Origin of the sequence: Dolichospermum sp. UHCC 0260, assembly GCF_009711985.1 — a bacterium.
In the GTDB taxonomy this organism is placed as follows: domain Bacteria; phylum Cyanobacteriota; class Cyanobacteriia; order Cyanobacteriales; family Nostocaceae; genus Dolichospermum; species Dolichospermum lemmermannii.
Window position 1 is genome coordinate 32,435 of the sequence record NZ_VIKZ01000037.1, and the last position, 9,388, is coordinate 41,822.

The 9,388-nt window shown below is 40.6% G+C and carries 8 protein-coding genes; 2 read left to right on the plus strand and 6 right to left on the minus strand.

Going from position 1 to position 9,388, the window contains the following annotated elements; translation table 11 throughout:
- Positions 1-190: 190 nt before the first annotated feature.
- The 4 genes from remA to hetZ form a co-directional block, all read right to left on the minus strand.
- Positions 191-457 (minus strand): extracellular matrix/biofilm regulator RemA, encoded by a 267-nt coding sequence (gene remA, locus FJR08_RS15050; RefSeq protein ID WP_015080662.1) that lies wholly within the window; start codon positions 455-457, stop codon positions 191-193.
- Between the two features lie 393 nt (positions 458-850).
- Positions 851-3,187 carry a DUF3488 and DUF4129 domain-containing transglutaminase family protein gene (locus FJR08_RS15055; RefSeq protein WP_254435767.1) on the minus strand — a complete coding sequence of 779 codons (2,337 nt, stop codon included), beginning with the start codon at positions 3,185-3,187 and terminating at the stop codon, positions 851-853.
- Positions 3,188-3,448: 261 nt separating this feature from the next.
- Complete coding sequence (locus tag FJR08_RS15060) at positions 3,449-4,225, minus strand: PatU (RefSeq protein WP_271822451.1); 777 nt, start codon at positions 4,223-4,225, stop codon at positions 3,449-3,451.
- Between the two features lie 194 nt (positions 4,226-4,419).
- On the minus strand, positions 4,420-5,607 hold the full coding sequence (gene hetZ / locus FJR08_RS15065; protein WP_168633708.1) for a heterocyst differentiation protein HetZ: 1,188 nt from the start codon (positions 5,605-5,607) through the stop codon (positions 4,420-4,422).
- Positions 5,608-5,818: 211 nt separating this feature from the next.
- Here hetZ and FJR08_RS15070 point away from each other — a divergent pair, with 211 nt between their 5' ends.
- On the plus strand, positions 5,819-6,292 hold the full coding sequence (locus tag FJR08_RS15070; RefSeq protein ID WP_041458069.1) for a hypothetical protein: 474 nt from the start codon (positions 5,819-5,821) through the stop codon (positions 6,290-6,292).
- A gap of 129 nt (positions 6,293-6,421) precedes the next feature.
- Here the strand turns inward: FJR08_RS15070 and sds are convergent, their stop codons facing one another.
- The gene (gene sds / locus FJR08_RS15075) at positions 6,422-7,393 is read right to left on the minus strand and encodes a solanesyl diphosphate synthase (RefSeq protein ID WP_168633709.1); all 972 of its coding nucleotides are present in this window, start codon (positions 7,391-7,393) and stop codon (positions 6,422-6,424) included.
- An 827-nt stretch (positions 7,394-8,220) separates the two neighbouring features.
- Here sds and FJR08_RS15080 point away from each other — a divergent pair.
- Positions 8,221-8,418 (plus strand): hypothetical protein, encoded by a 198-nt coding sequence (locus FJR08_RS15080; protein WP_015080668.1) that lies wholly within the window; start codon positions 8,221-8,223, stop codon positions 8,416-8,418.
- A 58-nt stretch (positions 8,419-8,476) separates the two neighbouring features.
- On the opposite strand, the gene murI is transcribed toward FJR08_RS15080, so the two are convergent.
- Positions 8,477-9,331 carry a glutamate racemase gene (murI, locus tag FJR08_RS15085; protein WP_168633710.1) on the minus strand — a complete coding sequence of 285 codons (855 nt, stop codon included), beginning with the start codon at positions 9,329-9,331 and terminating at the stop codon, positions 8,477-8,479.
- Between the last annotated feature and the right edge of the window lie 57 nt (positions 9,332-9,388).

The following is a 9,388-nucleotide window of genomic DNA, read 5'->3' on the forward strand; positions in this document are numbered from 1 at the left end:
TTTTGAATTTAGGACTTGAGATGGTTAAATACCTACGGTATCAGCCTCTGCGGCAGTATTTCTTATCCTCACTCTTCAAAATAGCATCAAGACTAAAGAATTTGTAGCACTGGTGACAGAAAACCAGTCTAATTCACATAGTACAGCCGATATGGTACAAATAGAGTTGGGTTGATAATTATGCCGATGATTAATTATCTACAACATGATGATCACGAGAAATCACAAACCGATTGGCTACGGTTTCTGGTTGAATCGCAGAGAGAATAACATGACTAGAATCAGTAATAATCACTGCCCTCGTCCGTCTTCCATAAGTAGCATCAACCAATTGACCTCTATCCCTAGCATCGGTGATAATGCGTTTAATGGGAGCAGATTCTGGACTAACGATGGCAACGACTCTGTTGGCAGAGACGATATTACCAAACCCGATATTGATTAATTGAATTTCCATAAAAAAAATTTCAGCTAAACGAGAAATGAAAAGCTTGTAGCAAACTTATTTCCATGTTATCGCTAAAGAATGGGAGTTACAACGATTTAACCCCCGTTAATCTGAGTTTTTTCATAACTTATGCTTTTTTTAGCTGTGTTATCGGCCAAATCTCCTAAAAATACTCCCTATGATATATGCAAGATTATATCCATCTAAGCTAGTAAATGTTTCTTTTGAATTGAAAATAATATAGGCAAGATGAGCTTTTTTAAGCTGGGAATGGGCATTTATCCGGCAGATTTCGCTCTAATGAGGTACAAACTTGAATTATGAAACTCTTGTAGTGCGGGCATCTTGCACGCTACATAAGTACCTCATAACACCGGAAAGTGCTGTAAATGCCCCGAATGATCAAGAAACGCGATTTTTATCAACTTTCTTCAATGCTTGCCATCTTTGTTGTAATTGCTGCCAGTTTGGAGTATGTCTACCATAACGCCAACTCACATAAGCATGACAAATTTCATCTATTACTTTTGCTATTTCTGGAGAATGGTGTTGATATGAAAACTGGGCATATTCCAGAGGTGTTTGACTAGGATGCTTACCTAAACCCTGTTTAGCAGTCCATTGCAGCATTTGTTGGTAAAGTCTTTCCATTGGAGATAACTTCTTTAACAACCGGATATTAAGCCATTTGCGCCATTGTCCCCAAGTCAACCAACCGAAAAAAGCGGCGATTGTACCGACAATTAAACCGGTTAATATGCCTAACCAACCTTTGGTAAATAAAGCCAAAAACCAAGCTATTCCTTGAAATAACCAGCTAAATATCGTCCCAAATACAGTATTTAAAATAGCTGTAATTGGTGAAGGTAGCCAACCAGCCACCCAATTCCAAAATTGCCGCAGCACACTAAAAGTCTGATCTTCTTCTATCGAAGGGGGAATTAAAGGATGGCCAGGAATTGGATCAAAGGTAAACCAGCCATACTTAGGAAAATAAACTTCTGTCATCGCATAGGCATCAGTATTGCGGACGACATACATCCCTGTGAACGGATTAAATTCTCCTGGGGCAAATCCCGCCACTAGCCGTGATGGAATACCTACAGAACGTAGCATAATCGTTAATACAGTGGAAAAATGGTCTGGATAACCACCTTTATTTTTGAATAAAAAGCTTTCTACCAAGTCATCCTTTTCATTCAAATAAGGCAAATCTAAAGGATTTGTCGGTAGGGTGTAATTTTGTTTAACATACTGGGCTAAGTAAAGAGCTTTTTCATAAGCTGAATCTAGGCTTTTCGTCCCTGGAGAACGGGAAACCCTTTGTTGATCATAACTAGCCAGTATTTCTTCAGTTCGTTTGCGGACTTTATCGGCAATTTTTGGCGGGATTTGCAGGTAATAGTTTTTAATATTGGCTGGATATTTAGTTGATGCTTTACCTAATAAAGAGCGATCGCGGTAAGGAACATCCGAAACTACGGTATATGTTAGCCCTTCTGATAACTGTACTGGCGCACGTAAACCATCTTCTTGATCAACCGCTATCATTGGTGTGGGAAAGTACAAACCTTTGGGATAGGACATTGCCGGAATCAGATTAGGCAACTCTGTCACCAAATTATAGGTTTGCACTACCTCTTTGGTGAGGGTAGCCAAGGGTGGAAAATCAATAGAAATGCGGGAAGTCCAGGATGATTGTCTGAGGGTAGTAACTTGATCATTTCGGGAAATCTTCCAACCCTTACCCGTATAATTGTCAAAGGCCAGGACGCGCCAAAAACCTGCTGCTTGCGATCGCACACGCATCACCACCTTGGGTTTCATTTCCCCCCGCAGGTTTTGGTTAATCTCGCTATTGAAACCGTAATAAAAATTACTGTTTATTTTTCCTGGTTCACCAGCTTTTCCTGAGCCACTACCACTATAATTGCCATTACCTTGACCATTACCCTTGCCTTCACGGACATAACCGGGGTTAATAATACTCCGCCCCGTGAAATTTTCGGGAATTTTCAGGGGCGCACTCACAGGAAAAGACTGAATCTGATAACCAGGAACTCTGGGTAAAATTGCAAAAATCCCCAGTCCTAAAGCCACAATCAACAAAAAATTTACAATTAGAAATTTAAAATTGAAACTAGAATTGTTCTTTTTGGCAGATTTTTCCCAAGTAGATTGCTTGAACCCTAGACGAGAACGGTAATCAAGCACTAAAGTGGGGAGAGATATTCCTAAAAATAATAGCAACACAGGTGCAAACGTCATAGTTTGGCTCAACGTCGCCGCCACACCCAGCAATATCAACCCAATCACAATCGAATAGCCCAAATCTTTGCGTCGGGGCGTATCAAAACTATGTAATAGCTGCAATTGAATCAATAACTCCGCCAAACTTAGCCGAGTATCATTCCAATTACCAATAAACCGCCCAAAAAAAGCCCCCAAAGCCAATAACATTCCCATCGCAATACAGAACTGCACAGGAATATTAGAACTACGGCGACGGTAGTAACTCCACCCGGTTCCTACCATAGTTAATGGTACTGTCCACAGACTAAATTGAGTTTCACCAGCAATATCCGTGGCCACAATCCCCAAAATTACCAAAGCCATCACCAGCACTCGTAAAGGAATTGAATCTTCCACTTCCCTTGTTGGAGATTTTCCTCTAGTTTGTTGCCACTGATTACCTACCGATAAACGCCAAAACCGATTCATCCTGGATAAATTAAACATTTTCAAACAACCAAAGCTATGATGTAGACGCTGCGGACACAATGCTAGGTATGAAAACTATTATCTTGTCTTCACCCCCTTATCCTAGCCGTATACTCCCTAAGAGTACAAGTATCCTGATCATAGCTAGGGTTCTAGATACACCTTTAATTAATATTGTTGATTCCCAAGAGAATTAAGTTTTAAAGCCAGAAAATTAATCAAGATTATTATACATCAGTTGCCATTGCTCCCATCTAATTCCTAGATATGGCATTTGCCTTAGATTTTCACCTGAATAGCCAACAATAAAGGCTGTTGATCCAATTCGGGAAACTCCACTGCCAAAGTATAAGTTGGCTGATTTCTATCAATTTGTAACTCTATCATCGGTATTTCTGAAGTCTCAGACCTCACAAATTCTTGAGTAGGATTACCCTGGAGTTGTAAAATCCCCAATGTAGGTAATTCACCCTGAACCGTCAACTTCGTAAATTTACCTAAATTCCGTAATTCTACTCGAATACTCAAAGTCCCCACCGTAGTGAGCCATTGTCTTTCTAGCAGTGGCTGATTAAATGAAATCGGCAAAGTTAGATTTTCTAACAGTTGCTTGGCTGCCATTAACGACAATGCCATTTGTTGACGTGGTAATAAATCAAAATAATCGCTCTCAACATCAGCCGTAGCTGTCAAAGTATCAGCAGAACGATAAGAACTTCTCAACACTAACCCAGCCAAATCATTGATGACTTGAGTATCGGTGGGAAACATACTTTCTACCACCTGAACTAATTTAGCTCCCAGAGGTAGGGAAGATGTCAATAAAACCTGACATTTTGCCAACAATTGCCAAAAAACTTTTTCGGGCAAAGGAATCGGTAAATTTAACTTAGATTGGTGGACCCTCCACCCCCAAACAGGAACTAATCCCAAAGATTGTTCTTCTACACAGTCAGGATACTCCACTGATTGTGTTTCCCAGGGGAACAACGGCGGATTTTTTTCTATTTGGTCTTGTAAACGACGCTTAAGAATAGCTTGAAAACGTTCTTGCACAGTAGGAATTTCTCCCAATTGAAAGGTTTGGGGCTTTTCTTGTCAATCTGAGTTCACCAATAATTTGGCTACCATCTGGAAATGAATGTCTGCCCCGTCAATTTCCTCACATTATAACAAGCTATACAAGTAGGTGCTGAATCTGTAATTTTTCAATACCCAAGCAAGTTGATGATTTTGTGAAGATTCACAAGTCACCATTCATGGGTAGATGCACTAGATCCGGACACTAAGGAATTCCGAATTTCCCAAGCCTGTTCCAAAATCTTAAACCAACGTTTCTGTAATTGTGCCATTGACAAGCCTACAGTCTTAGATATTTCCTCATCAGGTTTTCCTGCTTGCTTCAAATCTAAGATGGACTTTTCTTTATTATCTAACTGGGCTGTATAAGTTTCCCATTGAATTGGAGTTAAACCCAAATTAGTTGGTAAAGAAACTTCTAACCACTCATGTACCAATTCCCAGCGATGTAAAAGAGCAAACCGAATTAAATGATATTTAAACCGTTGCTGTAAGTAATCACGCTGCCGAGATGTTAAACCTAAAATTGACTCAATTTCTGGTGCTGATAAATCCTGAAGACGAAGAGCAAAGTAATCAGCACAGTCGGATTGTTCTTTTTCTGCTAAATAGTCTATTAATTCAGTAATCACAACCGAGCGCAGGGTATCTTCTTCTGGTTCGGGCTGCATTGCCATAGCCGAGCGCAATTGGTGGATAGCTGGCTCTTCCCAAGAACCGTCAGACTCACCACCCCCACCAGATGATGCCTGTTCTATATCTACACTTGTTTCTAAAGGCTGCTGTTTAGAAAAAGTTTGCGCTCGCAGAATAATTAACTGTTGCTGCCTACCGGGGAGGGGAATCCGCCGTTTACCATATCGTTCGGTAAATGCCATGTATTCTCCCAATTCCAAGAGAGTATGGGGACGATAGGTAAGACCTAATTGGTTCTCCCTTCTAAAAGCATTTAAAGCCTCCAGATAAAAACTCTGGAGAAAATCTTCAATAATCGTCAACCGCCCTTGATAGCTTAATTGCTTGTGAGGGGGATTAATATAACGGTAAACAATAGCACTCAATGTGCTATGTAATTCTACCCTACCACGACTTGAACCTAACTGATAGTATCGGATACACTGTTGTAACCGATGTTTAGCTAGGCTCATGGCTGAACTTTCTACAGATCCGGAAGTTTGAATGCGTTTACTTTCATTACAAATCCGCAAAACTTCGTTAGTAATTCTCACAGATACATCGTGACAATTTTGCTCCGAAGCCTTAGTTGACTGTTGAAGTTCCTTAAATAGGAATTGAAAGATGACCTCCACGCTGATAGAAATTTTCCCCTGATTAGTTGCGATTGCTGTTGAATTCATAGTCCCAGTTCTCAAAAAGACCCTAACATACTTTGGACACGACTTGTCAGACTTTAGATAATAGCTGTATGGTTTTTGTGTACAAGTCAAACGCAAACCAATCTACAGTGAGGATATGTGGCGTAAGAAGATTGAACTTGTGAACCCCCATTTTGTGGGATATTTTGCGCTCATGTTTTAGCCATTATCCAAAAGTCATTTACAACTCATGATGGATTTAGAAGCACAAATTCAATTGCTGATAGACAATGCACCCCAGGATGGCGTGACACCACAGATTATGGTATCAATCGCTCCTGTATTAATCGCTATTGCCCAAAAGTTAAACCACTACCAATACTTTATTCTCCAAAATTCTGAGCAGGATTGGGTTTTAACTACATTGAGCAATCGCGCAAATCCAGGAATAGAAAAGCAAGTTATTTACGCTTTCCCTACCATACAAGATGTTTCCCTAATCTCAGATGATGGGCGTGACCCTCACTTGCTGCCAACCCTCATGGATGTTACTCAAATTTTATTCCAATTAGTAGCCCTGAAACCAGTACACAGCATAGTTTTTATCGAAACACCAGGAAATATAACAAATACTGTAGAAGTGCGGCGTTCTCAACTAGAAAGGCTGATTCAGCAACGATTACAGGAATTTAAAGGCAAAAAAATAATTCCTCCCAATATTGCCTAACTAGGAGTCAGGAGTCAGGAGTCAGGAGTCAGGAGGAAGAATTAGAAGGAGGAAGAATCCATAACTAAATTTGGGATTTAGGAGATTTAATATCCACAATCCCAAACCTTAAATCGCCCTAAATTTTGCTTAGTAGAGCCGACTTAGGACATAGTCGGTCAAATTCATCAGGGCTTCGCGGGATGCTGATGGTTCTAAAATACCAATATGCTCGGTAGCTAATTTGCCATGGTGAGCAGCTAACTCTCTAGCTCTCTGGATACCTCGACTATCATGAATTAGTGCCAATGCCTTTTCTAAATCCCCTTCTTGGGCAAACTCTCGGTTAATCAAGGCTGCCAAGTCAGGTTTTTCTTCCAAGGCAAATAAAGCTGGTGCTGTCAGGTTGCCACTTTTGAGGTCAGAACCCGCTGGTTTACCCAGGGTGTCTGTGGAACTGGTGAAATCAAGAATATCATCTACTATTTGGAAGGAAAGACCTAAATGGCGACCGTAACTGTACAAGTGTTCGGCAGTTTCTAGGGATGTTTCACTAATTAAGCCAGCAGCTTTAGAACTGTTGGCAATTAATGAGGCTGTTTTGTAATAGCTCTTTTGCAGGTAGGTTTCTGTAGAAAGATCAGCATCAAAACGATTTAACCCTTGTTGGATTTCTCCAGCGGCTAAATCCATAATCACTTCCGAAAGCAGTTTAACAACATCCAAATTATTGAGATTTGCTAAATACCAAGAGGATTGAGCAAAGAGGAAATCCCCGGCAAGTACAGCAATGCGATTACCAAACAAACTATGTACTGTCGGTACACCACGGCGGACATCTGACTCATCTACTACATCATCATGGACTAAGCTGGCTGTGTGGATCATTTCTGTAATTTCTGCCAGTCGTCGGTGGCGCGGTGTAATATCTTCTGGTAGCATGGTTGCCCGCGATATCAGCAGCACTATCGCAGGTCTGATTCGCTTACCCCCAGCACCGAATAAGTGTTCGGCTGCGGCATAGAGAATGGGGTGGCGATTTCCAACTAGCTGTTTAAGGTTATCTGCTAGTATTTGCAGGTCTGCTTCCACAGGGGTAAACAGGGAGGTGGCTGGGGTCATGGATAGGCGGACTCTGGCTTAGGTTACGAAAGTTTACATATTCTTTAATTTTAAGATAACCCAGTGTCAGCGCAAAGTTTTCCTCTGGGAATCTGATTTTTAATATCTATTAATTTATTCGGAGCTTGAATTAAAAATATGTTATCATAAATGCTCTTTTAATGTCGCTTCATTTCTTGTCACCCCAATTCTGCGTAATTATCAAAGGTAAAATGTTAATAAAATAACGCGCATTACCAACAACCGCAAATTCGCTGTCAGCAACGAAAATTTTTTAAATTTAGTCAAAAAATTAGCTTCAAATTCAGGCTGGCTGTGTTAGGCTAATACCTAGAGATATTAAATTTTTCAGCTTATTCACTTCCTAAGTAAAACCATTATTGAGTGATTTTACGAATTAGTGTTGTGGGTCTAAAATAACTCGTCGCCAAAGCAAAAATGGGAATAATTCCTAGATTCTCGGCGATAATCATGCCTTTTGAGTTGAATTATGCTTTTCCAGTTATGGAAGTAACTCAACGTATTCAGCGCACGTTGGGTATTGGCGTAGATCTATTTAAATGGGCGTGAAGTCAATAACACAGGCTAGGTAGACTGCTGATGAGCGCAGTTAAATTCTGCTATTTAGCAATTTTACTGCTGTCGGATGTATGGCCTGGGAAAGTTGATATTAAAGAAAATAAATTAATGGACCAGAGAAAATGTATTTTCTACTGGAAAGTTTAGTATAGCTAACTACAGTTATCAAGGGTGTGCTTGGATTAACTAAAGTTTCGCTAGTTTTGTGTGCAATTTTACCTTCCTTAGTAATTAAAGATGGGGGAACAATGATTTACGGAAATATGCCCATGATGATATTTATTTTAGCTGCTGGATACTTATTTAGTGTGTATTTATTATTAGCATTAGCCAAGCGAACGGGCAAAAAAGGTCTTTCTCAAAGCGATTCTGATGCTGTCCAAGATAAGTACAAGCAGCAAAGAGGATTAACGACAAATGTGACTGAAGCTATGAATAGTCACTGAGAGGGGAGAGGGGAGAGGGGAGAGGGAGAAATTTTCTTCTTTCTTCTTTCTCCCCTTATTATACGACAGCATCAGCAAAACAGACTTGTTCTACCATTGGGGTATAGCCTAACCACTGCCAAGCAGACTGGGTAAATTGCTGAGGACAACCGCTGACAGCGAAGCGGGTGGGCATTGGTGGATGAATATTCTTAATTCCTAGTATATCTAATTCTTGAGAGCAAGCAGCTACTACATGAACTGCTGGATCAATTAGTTTGACTTGGGTAGGGAGGAGCGATCGCAAAACTGGTGACAAATGGGGATAATGGGTACAACCATAAACTAAAGTATCTATTTCCTGCTTCAGCAAAGGTTCTAGATAAGTTTTGGCGATTTCAGTAGTATAAGGATCATGAATGCGATTTTGTTCAATTAGTGGCACAAATTCGGGACAACTGACTTGCCAAACTTGGACATGGGGTTGAATTTCTAAAATAGCCTGACGGTAGGCATTGCTTTGAGCCGTAGCTGGAGTAGCAATGACACCAATGCGCTGTCCTTGTTGGACTGCTGCCTTTGCCCCTGGTAGAATCACTCCTAAAATGGGGAAATTAAATTCTTGACGGACTATATCTAATGCCAGAGCCGAACTGGTGTTACAAGCCATAATTGCCATTTTCACCCGTTGCTGCTGCATCCAATGGAGGATTTCTCGGACAAATTGGAGAATTTCTGGTTGGGAACGAATACCATAGGGAAGGCGGGCTGTGTCCCCCACATAAATAATTGATTCGTTGGGGAGTTGTTGATAAATTTGTCGCAGTACGGTTAACCCACCGATACCACTGTCAAATACCCCAATCGGAGCGCGTTGAGGTTCTTGAGGGGAGAAAGTATCAAAATGACTATCAAAAATAGAAGATGAATACACAGCAAGTATTAATTTGGATTGTGGTCAGTGGTGAGTAGGGGCGAAGCATTTGGAAGA